This is a genomic window from Pseudomonas mangrovi, assembly GCF_003052585.1.
GTDB classification, from domain to species: Bacteria; Pseudomonadota; Gammaproteobacteria; order Pseudomonadales; family Pseudomonadaceae; genus Aquipseudomonas; species Aquipseudomonas mangrovi.
This window is the reverse complement of the sequence record NZ_QASN01000007.1, coordinates 17,040-33,833: the sequence shown is the minus strand read 5'-3', so window position 1 is coordinate 33,833 and position 16,794 is coordinate 17,040. Positions and strand designations below refer to the sequence as shown.

The following is a 16,794-nucleotide window of genomic DNA, read 5'->3' as shown; positions in this document are numbered from 1 at the left end:
CAGTGGCCTAGAGAGCGTCCGGGATGATTAACCGAGCATCAGCTCCTGGACCCGCGCCTTGAGGTCATCCACCGCGAAGGGTTTGGTCAGCACCAGCATGCCGGGGCCGAGCTGGCCGTCGCCGATGGCGGCGCTTTCCGCGTAGCCGGTGATGAACAGGGTCTTCAGTTCGGGGCGGATCTCGCGCCCGGCGTCTGCCATCTGGCGGCCGTTCATGCCGCCTGGCAGGCCCACATCGGTGATCAGCAGGTCGATGTGCGCCTCGCTTCGCAGGGCCTCAAGGCCGGACAGGCTGTCGGCGGCTTCGATCACCGCGTAGCCAAGCTCGCTGAGAACTTCGCTCAGCAGCATGCGCACGGTTGGCTCGTCGTCCACCACCAGGATTCGCTCGCCGGCGCCCGCGAGCGACGGCGGCAGGTGCTGGGCGCTGTCCTCGTCGCTGAGTGCTTGCCCCAGATAGCGCGGCAGATAGATGCACAGCGAGGTTCCCTTGCCCAGCTCGGAGGTGAGGCGAACCTGACCGCCCGACTGCTTGGCGAAGCCGTAGATCATCGACAGGCCCAGGCCGGTGCCCTGACCCAGTGGCTTGGTGGTGAAGAAGGGGTCGAAGGCGTTGGCGATCACGTCTGGCGACATCCCGGTGCCGGTGTCGGTGACGCTCACCGTCAGGTACTCGCCTTCAGGCAGTTCGTAGAGGCGGGCCTGGCGGGCGTCCAGTGTGCGGTTGGCGGTTTCCATGGTGATGCGCCCGCCGTTGGGCATCGCATCGCGGGCATTGATGGCAAGGTTGAGCAACGCATTTTCCAGCTGGCTGGTGTCGACGCGCGCCGGCCAGAGGTCTGCTGCGGCGATGCTCTCCAGTGCGATGCCCGGCCCGACCGTGCGCTGGATCAGCTCGGTCATGCCGGCGATCAGCAGGTTGACGTCGGCAGGACGCGGGTCGAGGGTCTGGCGGCGGGAGAAGGCCAGCAGGCGGTGCGTCAGTGCGGTGGCGCGCTTGGCTGCACTCTGCGCAGCGGCCAGGTATTTCTCGATGTCCTGCGCGCGGCCCTGGGCAAGTCGTGCGCCCATCAGCTCGAGGGCGCCGGAGATGCCCGCCAGCAGGTTGTTGAAGTCGTGGGCGAGGCCCCCGGTCAACTGGCCGACGGCCTCCATCTTCTGCGACTGGCGCAGCTTCTCCTCGGTCTGCATCAGCTCGGCGGTGCGTTCTGCGACGCGCTGCTCCAGGGTGTCGTTGAGCGCGCGCAACGCCGCCGTCGCGCGGTCCCGTTCGGCCTCGATCGAGCGACGCTCCTCGACATCGATGAGCACGCCGGGAAAGCGCAGGGCGGTGCCATCCTCGGCCAGTTCCACGCGCCCGTTGGCCTCGAGCCAGTAGTACTTTCCGTCGGCGCGGCGCACCCGATACTGATGGGCGTAGGCGCCGCCACGTGCGATGACTTGCTGGATGGCGGTGGCGAGACCGTCGCGGTCATCGGGATGGACGTTGGTGACGATCTGTTCGAGTCGGCTACCGTTGCGACCGAGTGCCGGATCCAGGCCGAAGGAGCGGGCAAAGGCTTCGTCGAAGGTGAAGATGTCGCTTGGCAGATTCCAGTGCCAGGTGCCGATGATCGCACCCGCCGCCAGGGCCAGCTGCACGCGCTCGACGTTTTCCCTGGCGAGTGCTTCGCTGGCGCGCAGGCGTTCCTGGGCGTTGCGCCGTTCGGTGACATCGCTGAAGAAGATGCCGATCTGTCGATCAGCCGGGTCGCCCACGCGCACCGCACGGGTGTCGAACCAGCGCTCGAAGGTATTGGCGTAGTTCTCGAAGTTCGCCGGCTCGCCGGTCTTGGCGACGCGGCCGTAGGTCTCGAACCAGAAGGGTTCGAGGTCCGGCGCGTACTCGGTGACCCACTTGCCGAGCAGGTCGACGCCAGCCTGGCGCTCGAATGCCGGGTTCACCTCGATGAAGCGGTAGTCGACCGGGTTGTCGTCGGCGTCGAACTTGACCTCGGCGATGGCGAACGCCGCTTCGATGGTCGCCACCACCGTGCGGAAACGTTCCTCGCTTCGGCGCAGCGCGGTTTCCGCGGTGTGCGTGCGGGTCAGGTCCAGCAGCGCGCCGATCATGCGTACCGCCTCACCGGTAGGGGTGCGGATCACGTGGCCGCGGTCGAGTACCTTGGCGTAGGAGCCATCGTGTCGCCGAAAGCGATATTCATCGGACCAGGAGGCGTCGCTGCCCTCGATCACGGCATGGATGGAGGCGCTGATGCGTGCGCGATCATCCGGATGGATTTGTGCGAGCCACCAGTCGCTGCGGGTATCGAGCGTCGCCAGCGGGTGGCCGTAGGCGTCTTCGAGCGCTTCGTTCCAGAGCACCTGGTTGGTGTGCAGGTCCCAGTCCCAGACCGCATCGCTGGTCGCTTTGGCGGCGAGTCGATAGCGTTCCTTGGCTTCTTCGAGGGCTTGCCCGGCGAGATGCTCGCTGGTGCGGTCGCGGAGGATCTTCATGAAGCCCAGATGACCGTTGTCGTCGCCATACAGCGGCATCATCTCGCCGGATGCCCAGAACTGCTGACCGTCCTTGCGCAGATGCCAGCGCTCATCGGCTACCCGCCCGTTGCGCAAGGCGCACTGCATCTCCTCTGCGATCCTGCCGCTGGCACGGTCTGCGGGGGTGAAGAAGCGCTCGACACCTTGCCCGCGCACTTCCTCGGCGGTCCAGCCCATCACGTGGGCGGCGCCGGAATTCCAGTCGGTGATGATGCCGGCCGGGTCGGTCAGGATGATGGCGAATTCGATGGCGCTCTCGAACACCGCCATCTGGCGGCCGGCGCTTTTGGCGAGGGCGGTGCGGTTGCTGGCGCTTGGCCCGCCAAGTGCGGCATGGGCGAGGGCGGAGGATCGGGCGGCGTGCGCCGCGTCGAGGTCAAGCGCAGGGAGGTCGTCGCGCGCCGGGTCGATTCCGGCATCGATGAGCATGGCCGAGAGGCGCGCTACCTCCCGCTGCAGCTCTTCGCGAGTCAGATCTTTCTGGGTCGCCACACTATCGCACCATCGTTCTGAATCTACCTGGCGCTTCGCGCCGTTCGGCCGTTGAGGCTATCAAGCCTGCATAACGCTGGCTTTAAAAATCTCCTTTTCCGGCCCGGAGGTTGCTCCCGGGTGCTGCGGAGGCGGTCGTCTCGCGGCGGGCCACTTCCGCGCGTTACCGGATTCAACCCCGGCGTGGCCGCTGGCTCAGACCTGTTCACAGGTCATGCTTCGGCAATCTGTGCGCTGATCAGCACTCTGCCAGTGACGCCCATCGCCTCACCCTGAGCGTTCTGCCCTTGATGCCTGTCCGATCTGCAAAGCGGACAGCGAGGAGCGAGCGATGAAAGGTGCAGAAGCCTACGTCAACGATCAGTGGAACAGCTGTGGTCTGGCCGATCTGCCACAGGACAGCGGGGCGCTGCAGGTGACGCTGCATTTCGTGATTCCACGCGACACGCAGTTCACCGGCCTGTTCGAACATGTGTGCCAGGTGGCGGAGCGGCATCTGCGCGAGGCCTATCCGGGACGGGATGTGCATGCCGAGCCGGTGGTCGGCTCGGTCGTCGGCGACGGCAGTGGTGACGGCATCGACCTGCGCTATCGGATCGCCGCGCAGGGTGCCTAGTGCCGTTGCAGCCGCTGCGCGCACGGACTCTTTCCAAGCCCCACATCAGCATCCTTACCGGGGGAAATGTCATGCAGGTGCTCTTCGTCCACGGGTTGGGCCGCTCGCCGCTATGCGGCAGCGCGCTGTTGCGCCGCCTGCGCGCCGAGGGTTGGCGTACGTCGAATTTCGGCTATCTGGCGGCTCTGGAGCGGCTCGACGGCATTGTCGACAGGCTCGCCTCGAACCTGCGCCGCCTGGCGCGGCGCGGCGACTATGTGCTGGTCGGTCATTCGCTGGGTGGAGTGCTGCTGCGCATGGCGTTGAACCGTCTACCCAGCGACGTGCGCCAGCCTTGTCAGCTGGTTCTGCTCGCCTCCCCGGTGCGTGATTCGCGGCTGGCGCGATGGAGTCGTTCGCAGCGTCTGTACCGGATGTTCTCCAGTGATTCCGGTGCGCTACTGGCCTCCGCTGCGAAGATGAAAGCCATAGGTGCGCCGACCGTACCGACCCTGAGCATCATCGGTACGCGGGGTGATTCGCGAACCCGGCAAGCGTTTGCCGGGCAGGTCAACGACGGCGTGCTTTCCCGCGCAGAAGTCATGCCCTGGTGGTCCTGCGATGTCGTGGAAGTGGAGGATGGCCACCTGGGGCTGCCGAGCAACGCGCAGGTGGTGGAGTTGGTGGCCGAGCATCTGCTGGCGGTCTGCGAGCCGAGTTAGCAGGCTGTTGAAAAACAACCTGCGTGGCCATCGCGGCGTTAAAAACCGGCTCAAAATGCTCATTTACAACGCGTAAACTGCGCTTTTCCACCGGTTTTTGCCTTGCGCTGGCTGCCTCGCCAAGGTTTTTCAACAGCCTGTTAGGCGAGGCGTTCGGACTGGCTGCCAGAATCGCCACGATCGGTTGGGCCAGTTGGCTCGGGCAGTGTTCGTTGCCGGTTGCAGAGACTGCATTCGACGGCCGCGGGTGGCTGGTCAGGTCAGCTCCTGCAGCGCTGCATCCCAGCCGTCCAGTTGCGCGGGGCGGCTGTCGCCTGCGCAGTGCAGCAGAGTAGCGGGCGGCACGGTCAGTCGACCCTGCTTGAACTTCATCTTCACCAGTACCGTTGCGCACAGTTCGCCGCGGCTGTGGAACTGGTGTTCGAACCAGGCCCAGCGCTCGTCGAACCAGAGCACTCGCGAGCGTACTTCCACTATCGCGAACATCCGTACCGGGCGCTGAAAACGGATCAGCTGCGAGCCGTTGACGAAGCTCAGACCCTGGCGCATCAGCTTGCCGAGCAGGCCGCAGCGCAGGATGAAATCGAGCTGCGCGCACTCGGCAAATTGCAGGTAGCGGTCACTCTTCAGATTGCGGATGCCGGCGTCCAGCGGCGAGGCCCAGAAGCGGATCTTCAGCGTTTCGTTGCTCAGATGCCGTCCGACGCCGGGCAGGGCGAGCAGCAGGGTGATCAGGTTGCGCAGCAGGCCGGCCATGGCGACTCCATTGTTGTCATTGTTCGGGTTGCACTGGTGTTACATTCCGCGGAATCCCGGCAGTGAACCGGGTCCGCCTGGCGACGGTCAACCCTCATGACGAGGTACCGTCAGTGCTTTCCAGCCGTCAATCCCGGAGCAACCCGTGAACAGATCCGCATTGCTTCTTCTGCTTGGGCTCGCTGTATCCGCCAGCGCTGCGGAACCGCGCCCGGAAATCCGCGTGATTCCCAAGAGCTATGTCAGCCCTGGCGCATCCGGTAGCGTCTACGGCCATTCGCAGAGCGAGGTGCGTGAGCGCATCGGTGGCTACGAGGTACCGCTGTTGCCGAGTCGTCAGGAAGACCTGCAGATCCAGTATCAGCAGCGCAACAGCGGTGGTCTGCGGCAGAGCACCGAGTATCCCGGCGGCCTGCGCATCGAGCACCAGCCCGGCTCCGGCCAGGAACGCTATCAGCGGGTGCGTTGAGGCGCGGCGCGTACGGCGAACCCGCTTCAAGTCTGAGTCTCAAGCAACATGCCTAACGCAATGCGGATCAGGGTAGATGGGCTTCGCGCCGCGTCCTTGCCATGGGCTGCTCGAAAAGCGGGCGTGTTTGGCAGTTTTTCAATCGCGGCATGCGCCGACTTGTGGGAATGCGGTGCAGCGCCTAGCGTTGTTCTCGTGGCTTTTCCGGCCTGCCGCAACACCCCATCGAGTTAAAAGGAGTTACACCCATGATCAAGAAAGTCCTTCTTGCTTCCGGTTTTGCCGTTCTGCTCAGCGGCTGCGCCACCGGTATGTCACCGGTTGGCGTGGGCCTGATCACCGACGTCAAGGGTCCGATCACTGCAACTACCGCGCAGGGCAGCAAGTCCGGCTCGGCCTGCGCGACCACCATCATCGGTCTGATCAACAAGGGCGATGCATCGATTCAGGCGGCGAAGACCGCAGGTGGTATCAGCAGCGTGGCCACCGCCGACTATCACACCAAGGGCTTCTATCCGTTCTTCGGCAGCACCTGCGTCAACGTCACTGGCAGCTGATTGCCTTCCGCCGGGCCGTGCAATGCGGTCCGGCGTCCCCCGCTCGGCGACTTGCTTCGAACCCTGCACTGGCGAATCCTGTCTACCCGGCATGCTGCGTCCATCCGGACGCGATGACGTGGGGAGGAAGGCATGGCGATTCTGGATCTGGGCGGGCTGAGTACCGGCACACTCGTCAAACGCACGCTGGCCGAGTTCTCCGCCGATGAGATGCCCACCTTCGCCGCCGCGCTGGCCTTCCAGATGCTGCTGTCACTGTTTCCCTTCCTGCTGTTTCTGATTGCTCTGCTGGGCTTTTTGCATCTGCCGCAGTTCTTTGACTGGATTCGCGAGCAGGCCGCGATCTTCCTGCCGCCGGTGGCGCTGGAGACGGTCGACGAGGTGATCGCCGAGTTGCAGAAGCGCCAGGCCGGTCTGCTTTCATTCGGCATCCTCTTTGCGCTGTGGACGGCCTCGGCGGGGGTGCGTTCGTTGATGGTGGCCATGAACGGTGCCTACGACGTCAGCGAGACTCGTCCGGCCTGGAAGCGCTTTCCGCTGTCGTTGCTGTACACCGTGGGCATCGCCGCGATGCTGCTGGTGGCGGCGGCGCTGATGCTCGGCGGACCGCTGCTGATCGACTGGCTGGCGACCCAGTTCGGTGTGCAGTCGCTTTCCACCGGTATCTGGACCGCGCTGCGCTGGCCGTTGGTGGTAGTGATGATGATGCTCGCCGTGGCGCTGCTGTATTACTTTGCGCCGGATGTGGAGCAGGAGTTCCGCTTCATCACTCCCGGCTCGATTCTCGCCGTGGCGGTGTGGATTGCGGCGTCGCTGGGGTTCGCCTTCTACGTGCAGAACTTCAGTGACTACGACGCGACCTATGGCAGCGTCGGCGCGGTAATAGTGCTGCTGCTGTACTTCTACATCTCCGCCGCCGTGCTGTTGCTCGGCGCCGAACTCAATGCAGTGATCGAGCACCATGCCCGTGACGGCAAGGACCCGGGCGAGCGCCAGGTGCCCTCCTGACCGACGCCGGGATCAGCCCTGGCGCGCCAGCTCCTGTTCCTCGACCATCGCGCGATCGCGGCCGGCGAGCTTGGCGCGATAGAGCAGGGCGTCCGCGTGACGGATCTGCGTCGGCCATTGCTCCGGGCTGCCGAGTAACGTCCCGCCTATCGATACCGTCACGCCCCCCACGCTGCCGAATGGCCTTTCGCCGACACGGGCGAGCAGTTTGCCGGCGACACTGAGCAGGCCATCCAGGTCGATGTTGGCCAACAGCAGCAGAAATTCCTCGCCGCCGGTACGGAACAGGCGATCCTCGCCGCGCGCCGAGCTCTTCACCCGCTCGACGAACTCGACCAGGACCTCGTCTCCGGCGGCGTGCCCGTGCTGGTCGTTGACCCGCTTGAAGTGATCCAGATCGAGCACCAGTACGCCGTAGCGGGTGCGGTGACGTTTCTGCGTGGCGCTGGCGATGGCCAGTTCGATCTCCAGAGCACGGCGATTGCCAACGCCGGTCAGGGGGTCAAGGCTGGCTTGCTGTTCGAGAAGATCCTGCTGGGTGCGGGCGCGCAGCGCAAAGATCAGCACCAGCCCGCTGGCGGTGAGGGCGGTGAAAAGGAACGAGAGCAACTGGTAGTCGTTGGCGAAAACCTCGGTACCACGGCCGAGCAGGGCGATGGCGGCGAGTGTCGCGGCGGTGAGCAGCAGCGCCCAGCGCGGGCTGACGACGAAGAAGTTGAACACGATGACCACGTAGATCCAGAACAGCCCGGTGGTCTTCAGGTTGAGCACCACCAGCACCGCGCAGACCGAGACCATGAGCGACATGATCAGCCCCGGACGGCGGGTGTCGCCGGTGCGCCAGGCATGCGCCACGCCCAGCAGCGAGCAGATCACGATCACCGCATCCAGCACCGCCACCGTCAGATCCCCGCGGATCAGTCGGTAGATGCCGTAGGGCGTGATGGTGAGGATCGGCAGCAACCCCATCAGGGTGAGAACCGAAAGTTGGTAGTTGCTGCGCAGTCGTTCGAACATGCCATTTCCCATGGGTGGACGGGGAACACGAAGTTGCACTGTCAGTCGATATCGAGCTTAGCGAATATGCATGATCCAACGGCCACTCTGGCCTCGCCGAGCCGGGACGGCTGGTGTGCATTTTCACGGTCGATTTTGCAGGCTGGTGCCATTGTCAGACCACGGCTCGGCGGTGGAACAGGTGTGGCTCGGATGAATGTCGCAGCTGTGCTGGCCGTCGCTCGATGCCGGAGTTCGCTGTGCTACCCTCCAGATCACTGTTACCCGACCTTCGGGTTCTGCTTTGGTCTGTTTATCGTGTCGATCCGTTCCAAGCTGATCCTGCTCGTTCTTGCGGTACTCACACCTACGCTGTTGGCTGCTTCCTTCGCCATCTCCTATGTGTACGAAGATCAGGGCGCCGAGGTGGAACGCAGTATGCGCGAAGCCACGCGGGCCCTGTCGCTGGCGCTGGACAAGGATATTTCCCGGCGCGAGGCGATGGTCGCAACCCTGGCGACGTCGCCAGCGCTTAGCCGTGGCGATCTGCTGGAGTTCTACCAGCAGGCGCGGCAGATCGCGCCCACCTGGGACAACAGCGTGGTTCTGGTGGATCCCGACGGGCAGCAGTTGCTCAACACCCGCAAGCCTTTCGGCGAGCCCCTGCCACAACGTTCCAGTGGTCTGTCGTACCCGCCTTCGGCGGACGAGAGCGTGAGCAATCTGTATCGCTCCAACATCAGCGATCTCTACAGTTTCTCGGTGCGCCGTGCGGTCATCCGCGACGGTCAGTTGCGCTACTACCTCTACATGAGCTCTTCGGCGCAGCAGCTCAGCGAGCTGCTCACCACTCAGCGTCTGCCACCGGGTTGGCAGGGCACGGTGCTGGACCGTGAAGGTCGCATCGTGGCGCGGACGCATGAGGCGCCGACCTATGTCGGCAGCATGGTCAGTGACTCCTTCCGCAGGCGGGTGATGGCGCAGGAGGAAGGCTTTCAGGAGACCGTGGGGCGCGATGGCGTCAGTATGTTCAGTTATTTCAGTCGTGCGCCTTCCTCGCGCTGGACCGTGGTAATCGCCCAGCCGAAACTGGAAGTGCAGCGCCGTACCGGCTTTGCGGTGCTCTTCGCCAGCCTGGGTGCGTTCTGGTTGCTGGCCATTGCCATCGCCCTGGCGTACTGGGTGGGACGCAAGATTTCCATGCCGTTGCGCATTCTCGATGCTGCAGCCCAGGCCATGGGCAGCGGCCAGATGATCAGCCCGGTACCCACCGGCATGGTCGAAACCGACCGCACTGCCCGGGTGCTGGCCCAGGCCAGTGAACAGATCCAGGGCGCCAAGCTGGAGATGGCCGCGCGGGTGGCGGAGGCAGTGGCGGAAGTGGAACGTTCGCAGCGCGCACTGCTGCAGTCGCAGAAGCTCGAGGCCCTGGGTCGCCTGACCGGCGGTATCGCGCATGATTTCAACAACCTGCTGCAGGCGCTGACGGTCGGCTTGCAACTGGCGTTGCGCTCGGTAGAGGAGCCTCGCGCGCAACGTGCGCTGGAGGCCTGTATGCGTTCGGTGGAGCGGGGCAGCAAGTTGACCCGGCAGTTGATGACCTTCGGCCGCAATCAGGTTTCCGAAGCACGGGTGCTGGATCTGCGCGAGTTGCTGCTGGGCATGCATGATCTGCTCGACGGTGCGCTGCCCAGCCGTGTGCAGATGCGCTACCAGTTGCCGGAACAGCCCTGGCCGGTGTTCGCGGACCCGCTGCAGTGCGAACTGGCGGTTCTGAATCTGGTGCTCAATGCCCGCGATGCCATGCCCGGTGGCGGTGAAGTGCGTATCAGTCTGTGTCGCCCCGATCAGACCCTGGACAGCGTCGAACTGTGTGTCGCCGATACTGGCAGCGGGATGAGCGAGGAAGTCCGCGAGAAGGCGTTCGACCCGTTTTACACCACCAAGGAAGTGGGCAAGGGCACTGGCCTCGGGCTGGCCCAGGTGCATGGTTTTGCCGGTGCCAGTGGTGGCAGCGTGCGGATCGAGAGCGAGGCTGGTAGCGGGACCCGCATCATCCTCCGTCTGCCGCTGAGCGACCTGCCGTTGACTACCGAAGGCAGTGTCGACGAGTTGACCGAGCCGTCGCTGCCCAGTGCCCGGATCCTGGTGGTGGACGACGATCCGCATGTGCTCGAAGTTGTTTCCGACATGCTCGAGAGCCTGGGCTACCAGGTCTGTACCGCTCACGGCGGCGAACAGGCACTGGCGCTGTTTCAGGCAACGCTGGAGCCAGGCGTCGCACCCGGCCAGCGCTTCGACCTGCTGTTCTCCGACATCGTCATGCCCGGCCCGCTGGACGGCATCGGCCTGGCGCTGGCGGTACGCGCGCTGGAGCCGAGTCTGCCGATCCTGCTGGCTACCGGCTACAGCGAACGGGCACCTGCGGAGTTCGGCTTCAGGGTGCTGGCCAAGCCCTATCGCGCGGCCACGCTGGCGGAAGCATTGCGGCAGATGCTGCAGGAGCGCTCACCGCCGTCAGGTTGAGGCAGCAGGCCGGCAGCATTGATCGGGATTTGCACGTTCTGTCGCCGGTCGCTGGTGCGAGCTGTGGTTTGGGTCGAAAATGCCATGGTTTTCCGGCGATGAGTCCGACTGTTGTGGGCCAGCTGCGAAGGGAGCGAGCAGGTGATGCGAGGATGGGCAAAGGCGCTGGCGATCTGGGTAGTGGCCGGTCTCGGCTGGAGCACTCATGCACCCGCCGAGCCGCTGCCCTGGGCATTGCTGCCGTTACCGGGGGTGGTCGAGCTGGAAAATGGCGTGCCGGTGCGCGGCATGCAGCTGGATGCCCTGCACCTGCTCGAGGATCGTCTGCCCGATCTGCAATCGAGCTATCGCGCCGCCAATTATCGACGTCTGCAGCAGGACATGGCGCAGGGCTTGGACTTCTGCGCCGCGCCTTTCTTTCGTCGCGCTGATACCGATCGCATCGGCCATTTCGTGCCCTTCACCGTGAGCACGCCGATTCAACTGGTCATCCGTCGCGACGAGCTGCAGCGCTTTCCGTTGCACGGTGAGCGGGTCTCGCTGCGTGAGCTGCTGCAGGATCCCCATCTTCTCGGCGGGCTATCCACTTCGCGAACCTACCCCGAGGAGATTCTCGAGCTGCTGCACGGTGGCCTGGAGTCCGGGCGCCTGGAGTGGGTGGGCGGTGCCAGCGGAGGCGAGAACCTGCCGTTGATGGTCAGCGTAGGCCGACTGGACTACAGCTTCGAATTCGGCACCATCATCAACAGAATGACCGGCGACTCGCGGTTGCAGCAGCCACTGATTGCCGTGCCGTTGCAGGAAAGCCTGGCACTGGTCGAAAGCGGCATCTACTGCACCCGTAGCGAATGGGGCCTGCGCATGGCCGGGCGCCTGGATCAGGCGATCCGTGAGCTGTCGCGGCGACCGCAGCCGATGCTCGAGCTGTATCGCCGGTACATGCCGGAGACTACCTACAACGTCTACGCCGAGAAGATTGCCGCCTACTATCGAATGCGTGCCGACGTGCCGCCGCTGCTGCCGATGAAACGGCCCTCGGCGTCAGAATAGTGAGCTGATCTGCGGCCGAACGAATGCTTTTGCAGTAACCTCGGCGCAACATCGGCGGCCCTGTTGCCAGCCCCCTTAAACCTTTGCACGGCAGCCCGTCATGCCCCCCCAGTCACAGTCGCAGGACCTCGAGTATGCCGCCCTGAGCGTTGCGGGCCAGGTGCGCAGCAATAACGAAGATGCCGTGCTCTGCCGCCCCGATCTCGGCCTCTGGGCGGTCGCCGACGGCATGGGCGGCCATAGTCGTGGCGACCTCGCCAGTGCCACTGCGCTGGCTGCGCTGGAGCGGGTGATGGCTGACGGCATGGCGTTGGTCGAGGCGGTGCATCAGGCGAACCAGGCGATTCTTGCAGAGGTGGCAGCCAACGCTGCGGTGGAAGGCATGGGCACGACCCTGGTTGCTGTGCATTTCCACGCCGAGCGCTGCGAACTGGCCTGGGTCGGCGACAGTCGCGCGTACCGGATCGGCCGCAGCGGCATCGAGCAGCTCAGCCATGACCAGAGCTGGGTGCAGTCGATGGTCGATGCCGGTGAGCTGAGTGCGCAGGAGGCTCGTCACCACCCGCGGCGCAACGTGATCCTGCAATGTCTGGGACGTGACGACCAGGCCCTCGAGGTCGAGAGCGTCGAGTTGCAGCTGGCACCCGGCGAGCTGCTGCTGCTGTGTAGCGACGGTCTGACCGGCGAGCTGGAGGACGAGCAGATCCGGGAACTCTGCACTCGCGCCGGTACTCTGGTGGAATTGGTCGAGTCGCTCGTGGCGCTGGCCAATAGCCATGGTGGCCGCGACAATATCTCCTGCATAGTGCTCGGCCGCTCGGCGCCGCATGAGACAGACGCGGCGCAACCGCGGCCTGGCCTGCTGCGCCGCCTGTTCGGCAAGCGCGTTCCCCCTTCCCGCAATGCATAGATTGGCAATGAACGACAGCGTGCTCGAGATACCCGGTTATACGGTGCACCGCCGGTTGGGCAAAGGCGGAATGGCCGACGTCTACCTGGCCACACAGGAATCCCTGCAGCGCAAGGTGGCGATCAAGGTACTGCACGCCGACGCGGACGAGAGCTTCAGCGAGCGCTTCGTCAAGGAGGCGCACATCGTTGCGTCCCTGCGACATCCGGGAATCATCACCATCCACGATGTCGACCGCCTGCCTGATGGTCGCTACTACCTGGCCATGGAATACCTGGCGGGGGGCGATCTGGCGCAGCACCGTGGCGAAGTATTCGAACCGCTGCGTGCGCTGAACATCGCCCGCCAGATCGCCAGCGGCCTGGCGGTAGTCCACGACAAGGGCCTGATTCATCGCGATATCAAACCGGCGAACATCCTCTTTCGGGAGGATGGCAGCGTGGTGATCACCGATTTCGGCGTAGCCAAAGCACTGGAGATCGACAGTGACCTCACCCACGCCGGTATCGCCGTCGGCAGCCCGGCCTACAGCAGCCCGGAACAGGCGCGCTGCCTGCCGCTGGACGCGCGCACCGATATCTACAGCCTCGGCGTCACGCTGCTCGAGCTGCTGACCGGGAGCAACCCGTTTCGCGGCGCCAGCTACACCGACAGCGTGATGCAGCATCTGCAGATGGATGTGCCACGTCTGCCCGGCAGCCTGGGGGTGTACCAGCCGTTGCTCGAGCGCATGCTCGCCAAGGAGCCGCAGGCGCGCTATCCCGACTGCCACGAGCTGCTGCAGGACCTGATCGGGCTGGGCGCCAGCGATCCGGACGCGACCCAGTTGCGCAGTACTCCGTTCGCCGCTGCGGCAGTGCCTCCTGCCGCGCTTCCGCAACGTCGGCGCAGTGATCGACTGCGCACGCCGCTGCTGGCGGTGGGGGCGCTGTTTGGCGTGCTGCTGGCGGTGGCGGTGGCGATCTCCTCGTATTTCACCCATCAGCGCGAAACCCTGGCCGAGGTGCTGGTGCAGGGCGAGCTGAGCCTGCAGGAGGGCCGGCTGCTGCAGCCGGAGCAGGACAACGCCGACTACTATTTCCGCCGCGCGCTGGCGCTGGATGAGGGCAACGTGCAGGCGCTCGACGGGCTGAAGCGTGTGCTGCGCGCGCGCATCGAGGGTTACCTGACCCTGGCCGAACAGCGTTTCGCCGAAGACAAGCTGTTGTTACCCGAGGACGACGGCGCGGTCTACTACTACCGCCAGGTGCTCGGCTGGGAGCCGAATGACCCTCGGGCGCTGATCGGCCTGGGCAAGATTGCCCAGCGTTATGCCGACATGAGCGAGGGGGCCTACTCGCGCTACGACTACACCCAGGCGCTGGAGTTGATCGAACGCGGCCTGGAGGTCGAACCGGAAAATCCCGCACTGCTGGTCAAACGCCAGGAGCACGCGCGCCGGGTGGCTGCCTTCGAGGCGGCCAGGCGACGAGCCGAAAGTCAGCCCCGGAGACCGGCCAGCCAGGTCCGCGAGGTGCGCAACTCGGTCAAACAGATATGGAATGAGGTGTTTCGTTGAGGGCAGTGCCAGGACTGGCCCGGATCGAACATCAGCGATTTCAACGCCCGGGTGGCGCGACACTTGACCATCAAGGCTGTTGGAGTTGCACTTGAGGCCTACTCGCGCCGAAGATGCGAGGCCGTCAACGCTGTCCTACCAACCACTGCAGTCAAGGTGCCATCGAGATGCTCAGGATTCATTTCAGTGATAACCATCAGGCCCCGGTCTGGCTGGCCGCCGAGCGTTTCGGCATCGGTAGTGGGGCGGACAACGATCTGGTGCTGGAGTATCCCGGCGTTTCGGCCAAACATGCCGAGATCCGTCAGGAGAATGGCCACTACTACCTCAGCGACTGTCTGAGCGAGAGCGGCACCTTCGTCAACGGCGAGCGCATCTCGGGCAATTTCCAGCTGCGCGATGGCGACAAGGTCCGTATCGGCGGTCGCGAGCTGCAGCTGGTCGACCCGGCACGCAGCAACCTCAAACTCGCTTCCCCGCCGGCGCGCTGGTCACTGCAGGTCATGCAGGGCGAGCACGAGGGCCGCAAGTTTCCCATCACCGGCTCGATGACCTTCGGCCGCTCGGTCAAATGCGAGCTGTGCTTCAGTGATATCGAGCTGTCGCGCCGGCACTGTGAGTTCTTTCTGAAGAACGATGTACTCGAGATCAAGGACCTGGCCTCTGCCAACGGCGTCTTCGTCAATCATCAGAAGGTCTCGACCGCCGTGCTGCAGTCGGGCGATCAGCTGCGCATGGGTTCGGTCACTCTGATGGTGATCGGCCCGAAGGTGGACGTGCGCGAAGAAGTACAGGAAGACGCGACTCGCTTCATGCGCGTTGCCGACCTGCCCGCAGCCGCGCAGAAACCGGCGGAGAAGCCCAGTGGCCGCGCCGGCGCTGCCAATCCGCTGCATGCCGCCCAGCAGCCCGAACCCGCCGCGGTACCGCAGCGCGCCGCTGGCTCGACGATGCTGATTCCACTGATGGTCGGTGCGCTGCTGGTCGTTGCGGTGGTCGTCGCAGCCGTCGTTCTGCTCTGAACGAATACCGCCCTCCCGGCAGTGCCGGAGCAGGGCGGCTGCAACCTACTGCTGCTAACGCAAAGACAGTCCAGCGTGCCGTGGGCCGCTGGCGCATCCCGCAGATCCGAATTTCCCACGCAGTGCTCGAAGCATGCGCAGTCTGCGCTGATCAGCGTGTCGCCGCGCCTGCAGGCACTCGTGCTCGAACCGTGGGGGCGCTTTGCCCGCCGCAAAACCGCAAATAAAAAGACCCGGGCCGAAGAAGTCGGCCCGGGCCAAGGGGATGTTCTTACTCTGCGCTGGCGCCGAGTTCGTCGAGCGCGTCGGGCTGGCTCTTGAAGGCGCGGGCAAAGACGTCGCGGTGGCGGGCCATGAATATGCCCAGCTCCTCGCCCTGTTCATCGCTCAGCGACGGAACCGCCCTGTGCAGAGCCGAACTCAGGCGCTCGGCCAGCTCGAGCATCTTGTCATGACGATCCGCCTCGGCCTTATCCATGAACAGGCGCTCCGGATCCCGGCTGCTGCGATACACCACTTCGACGGCCATTCATTCACCTCTGCCTTCCCATCGGGTTGATACTGTATTTCCGTACAGTATAAGCGGCGTCTGCCGAGTTGCCCAGCCCCGCAGTGAAACCACCATCAAGCAGCGTCATCTGCTCTGGGTATGCTCTCGAAAGCCCGGTGCAGAGCGTTTCGCTTGCTCTGTGGTCTGAGCTGTCCAGACTGCTTTCAACTCAATGGGGAATCAACAGTGAAAACCAATCTTGCCGAAGGACTGCGCAATCGCATGCACGGGCTGGCCGAGTCGCTCGGCAATCTGCTGGTCGAGAGCTTCCACTATCTGGCGCTGTTCGGTATCGGGGGGATTACTGCCTGGGCGGGGGTGGATGCCTTTCTCGGCATGCTGGAGAAGGGCTCGATTTCGGTCGACGACATCCTGCTGTTGTTCATCTACCTGGAGCTGGGCGCGATGGTCGGGATCTACTTCAAGACCAACCACATGCCGGTGCGCTTTCTGATCTACGTGGCCATCACCGCGCTGACCCGCCTGCTGATTTCGGACGTGTCGCACCATCATCGCCCGGACATGGGCGTCGTCTATGTGTCCGGCGCGATCCTGCTGCTCGCCGTGGCGATCCTGGTGGTGCGCTTTGCGTCCTCGCGCTTTCCCGCTGCCCAGCCGCGGCAGCGGGTGCTGCGCGATGACGAGGTCGACTGACTCAGATGCAGACCTGGCCAGGAGCGGCGCGAGTCGGCTGCTCCAGGCGGGCGGCGTGCATTGCCAGCAGAGTCGGATTGCTCGCCTTGCCGCGATCGATCTCGATGCCGACCTGGATGCTCTGGATCAGATTGTCCAGGCGCCAGGGGTCGTTGCGCTGCTTCGGACTGATCAGCCGCTTGGCGACCAGTCCGCTGTCGTCATAGAGCCGCAGGGTGATGCTGCCATCCGGACTCTCGAGGCTGAAATTCACCCGGTAGTCGCTGGCGAATGCGTCGGTGAGGACCTGAAATGGGTTGTACATGATGGGTCACCTGGCTTGTCTGAAGGAGAAGACGGGGGATTGACCTGCATAAGCCGTGCAAGTTTCCTCGTGGATCTCGCAATCGCC

General features: G+C 64.5%; 16 protein-coding genes. 11 read left to right on the top strand and 5 right to left on the bottom strand.

Annotated elements, in window-relative coordinates:
- Positions 1 to 27: 27 nt before the first annotated feature.
- Positions 28 to 2,967, bottom strand: coding sequence for a PAS domain-containing hybrid sensor histidine kinase/response regulator (locus DBO85_RS04335; RefSeq protein WP_108105947.1), 2,940 nt, complete (start codon positions 2,965 to 2,967; stop codon positions 28 to 30).
- Positions 2,968 to 3,361: 394 nt separating this feature from the next.
- Here DBO85_RS04335 and DBO85_RS04330 point away from each other — a divergent pair, with 394 nt between their 5' ends.
- On the top strand, positions 3,362 to 3,646 hold the full coding sequence (locus DBO85_RS04330; RefSeq protein WP_108105615.1) for a PIN domain-containing protein: 285 nt from the start codon (positions 3,362 to 3,364) through the stop codon (positions 3,644 to 3,646).
- A 71-nt stretch (positions 3,647 to 3,717) separates the two neighbouring features.
- Positions 3,718 to 4,347 (top strand): alpha/beta fold hydrolase, encoded by a 630-nt coding sequence (locus tag DBO85_RS04325; RefSeq protein WP_108105613.1) that lies wholly within the window; start codon positions 3,718 to 3,720, stop codon positions 4,345 to 4,347.
- Positions 4,348 to 4,602: 255 nt separating this feature from the next.
- On the opposite strand, the gene DBO85_RS04320 is transcribed toward DBO85_RS04325, so the two are convergent.
- Positions 4,603 to 5,103, bottom strand: coding sequence for a thioesterase family protein (locus DBO85_RS04320; RefSeq protein WP_108105611.1), 501 nt, complete (start codon positions 5,101 to 5,103; stop codon positions 4,603 to 4,605).
- Positions 5,104 to 5,248: 145 nt separating this feature from the next.
- On the opposite strand from DBO85_RS04320, the gene DBO85_RS04315 reads away from it, so the two are divergent.
- The 3 genes from DBO85_RS04315 to DBO85_RS04305 all read left to right on the top strand — a co-directional run bounded on the left by DBO85_RS04315 (position 5,249) and on the right by DBO85_RS04305 (position 7,137).
- A complete protein-coding gene (locus DBO85_RS04315; RefSeq protein WP_108105609.1) occupies positions 5,249 to 5,572 on the top strand; it encodes a hypothetical protein in 324 nt (107 codons plus the stop codon).
- A 248-nt stretch (positions 5,573 to 5,820) separates the two neighbouring features.
- The gene (locus DBO85_RS04310; protein ID WP_108105607.1) at positions 5,821 to 6,129 is read left to right on the top strand and encodes a TRL-like family protein; all 309 of its coding nucleotides are present in this window, start codon (positions 5,821 to 5,823) and stop codon (positions 6,127 to 6,129) included.
- 132 nt (positions 6,130 to 6,261) lie between these two features.
- A complete protein-coding gene (locus DBO85_RS04305; protein WP_108105605.1) occupies positions 6,262 to 7,137 on the top strand; it encodes a YihY/virulence factor BrkB family protein in 876 nt (291 codons plus the stop codon).
- A 12-nt stretch (positions 7,138 to 7,149) separates the two neighbouring features.
- Here the strand turns inward: DBO85_RS04305 and DBO85_RS04300 are convergent, their stop codons facing one another.
- Positions 7,150 to 8,154 (bottom strand): GGDEF domain-containing protein, encoded by a 1,005-nt coding sequence (locus DBO85_RS04300; RefSeq protein ID WP_233356549.1) that lies wholly within the window; start codon positions 8,152 to 8,154, stop codon positions 7,150 to 7,152.
- A gap of 297 nt (positions 8,155 to 8,451) precedes the next feature.
- Here DBO85_RS04300 and DBO85_RS04295 point away from each other — a divergent pair, with 297 nt between their 5' ends.
- From DBO85_RS04295 to DBO85_RS04275, 5 genes are all read left to right on the top strand, one after another.
- Complete coding sequence (locus DBO85_RS04295; protein ID WP_158268873.1) at positions 8,452 to 10,659, top strand: hybrid sensor histidine kinase/response regulator; 2,208 nt, start codon at positions 8,452 to 8,454, stop codon at positions 10,657 to 10,659.
- A 144-nt stretch (positions 10,660 to 10,803) separates the two neighbouring features.
- On the top strand, positions 10,804 to 11,709 hold the full coding sequence (locus tag DBO85_RS04290) for a hypothetical protein (protein WP_146168164.1): 906 nt from the start codon (positions 10,804 to 10,806) through the stop codon (positions 11,707 to 11,709).
- A gap of 100 nt (positions 11,710 to 11,809) precedes the next feature.
- Positions 11,810 to 12,619: a PP2C family protein-serine/threonine phosphatase gene (locus DBO85_RS04285; protein ID WP_108105598.1), complete on the top strand. Its 810-nt coding sequence runs from the start codon at positions 11,810 to 11,812 to the stop codon at positions 12,617 to 12,619.
- Positions 12,620 to 12,626: 7 nt separating this feature from the next.
- Positions 12,627 to 14,177 carry a serine/threonine-protein kinase gene (locus tag DBO85_RS04280; protein ID WP_108105596.1) on the top strand — a complete coding sequence of 517 codons (1,551 nt, stop codon included), beginning with the start codon at positions 12,627 to 12,629 and terminating at the stop codon, positions 14,175 to 14,177.
- A 167-nt stretch (positions 14,178 to 14,344) separates the two neighbouring features.
- The gene (locus tag DBO85_RS04275; RefSeq protein ID WP_108105594.1) at positions 14,345 to 15,199 is read left to right on the top strand and encodes an FHA domain-containing protein; all 855 of its coding nucleotides are present in this window, start codon (positions 14,345 to 14,347) and stop codon (positions 15,197 to 15,199) included.
- 271 nt (positions 15,200 to 15,470) lie between these two features.
- On the opposite strand, the gene DBO85_RS04270 is transcribed toward DBO85_RS04275, so the two are convergent.
- Positions 15,471 to 15,728 carry a YebG family protein gene (locus DBO85_RS04270; RefSeq protein WP_108105592.1) on the bottom strand — a complete coding sequence of 86 codons (258 nt, stop codon included), beginning with the start codon at positions 15,726 to 15,728 and terminating at the stop codon, positions 15,471 to 15,473.
- A 207-nt stretch (positions 15,729 to 15,935) separates the two neighbouring features.
- On the opposite strand from DBO85_RS04270, the gene DBO85_RS04265 reads away from it, so the two are divergent.
- Complete coding sequence (locus DBO85_RS04265; RefSeq protein ID WP_177429730.1) at positions 15,936 to 16,403, top strand: phosphate-starvation-inducible protein PsiE; 468 nt, start codon at positions 15,936 to 15,938, stop codon at positions 16,401 to 16,403.
- Position 16,404: 1 nt separating this feature from the next.
- Here DBO85_RS04265 and DBO85_RS04260 read toward each other — a convergent pair whose 3' ends face one another.
- Positions 16,405 to 16,707 (bottom strand): DUF3509 domain-containing protein, encoded by a 303-nt coding sequence (locus DBO85_RS04260; protein ID WP_108105590.1) that lies wholly within the window; start codon positions 16,705 to 16,707, stop codon positions 16,405 to 16,407.
- Between the last annotated feature and the right edge of the window lie 87 nt (positions 16,708 to 16,794).